Raw genomic sequence first — 1,113 nt, 5'->3', positions numbered from 1 at the left:
GGCGGTTGCAGGAGCTGAGTGCAACACGGTTATTGAATTGAAGCCGGAGCATCATGCCGCATCGCCATGGCATTTTGCATGACCTCTCCCATCACCTCGATGGGGCATTTGAAGTCGAAGCGCTTGCGCGGTCGCATGTTCAGTTGCAGCGCAATGGCGTCCAGCTCCTCCTGGCTATGTACCGACAGGTCTGTGCCCTTGGGCAAGTACTGGCGAATCAGGCCGTTGATGTTTTCGTTGCTGCCGCGCTGCCAGGGGCTATGCGGGTCGCAGAAGTAGATCGCCACGCCGGTTCTTTGGGTGATCTCGGCGTGTCGCGCCATCTCCCGGCCCTGGTCGTAAGTCATGCTCTTGCGCATCTCCAGCGGCATGCTATTGAGCGCGGCGCTGAAGCCTTCCAGCGCCGAAGTCGCCGTCGCGTCGTTCATCTTCACCAACATCAGGTAGCCACTGGTGCGTTCCACCAGCGTACCGACGGACGAGGCGTTGGCCTTACCCTTGATGAGGTCGCCTTCCCAATGCCCCGGCATCAGCCTGTCTTCAATCTCCGGCGGGCGCACATGAATACTGACCATTTCGGGGATCTGGCCGCGCCGATCCACGCCACCAGAGCGCGGCCGGCGCGTCGTCTTGCCTTGGCGCAGACAGATGATCAGCTCCTTACGCAGCTCACCCACTGGCAGGGCATAGATCGCGTTGTAGATCGTCTCGCGACAGACGTAGGCATCTCGCAGGTTGGGTATGTTCATGCTGCGCAGCTTGCCGGCAATCTGCTCGGGAGACAAACGCTCACGCAGCATATGGGTCACCAGTTCGAAGCGCTCGCTACCCGGCAACAGTTTTCGCATCGGTCGACAAACCTGGCGGCGGGTCTGCATTTGCTGCTGGGCCAGACGGGCCGAGTAGCCACCGCAAGCACCTCGGTTACGGCGCAGCTCACGGCTGATGGTCGAAGGGGATCGGTTGATCAAGCAGGCAATCCTGCGCAGGCTGAAGCCTTGGGTACGACCGATTTGAATGGTGGCGCGCTCTTCAACGCTGAGTTCGGTATAAGACATAGGGGCAGCACCGTACCGGAAAGGTCAGGTGTTGCACTCAGTTTTTGCCGCCGCC

Annotated in this window: 1 protein-coding gene; it reads right to left on the bottom strand. The window is 60.4% G+C overall.

Annotation, left to right across the window (positions count from 1 at the left end; translation table 11 throughout):
* Positions 1-29 precede the first annotated feature (29 nt).
* Complete coding sequence (locus DMX10_RS32265; protein WP_034064933.1) at positions 30-1,058, bottom strand: IS30-like element ISPsp7 family transposase; 1,029 nt, start codon at positions 1,056-1,058, stop codon at positions 30-32.
* Positions 1,059-1,113 lie beyond the last annotated feature (55 nt).

The organism is Pseudomonas sp. 57B-090624 (assembly GCF_003234055.1).
Classification (GTDB): Bacteria; Pseudomonadota; Gammaproteobacteria; order Pseudomonadales; family Pseudomonadaceae; genus Metapseudomonas; species Metapseudomonas tohonis.
This window is presented reverse-complemented; position numbering and strand designations above follow the sequence as displayed.

Coding starts and splice junctions, on each gene's coding strand:
- DMX10_RS32265 (WP_034064933.1), bottom strand. CDS start 1,058: ATGTCTTATACCGAACTCAGCGTTGAAGAGCGCGCCACCATTCAAATC.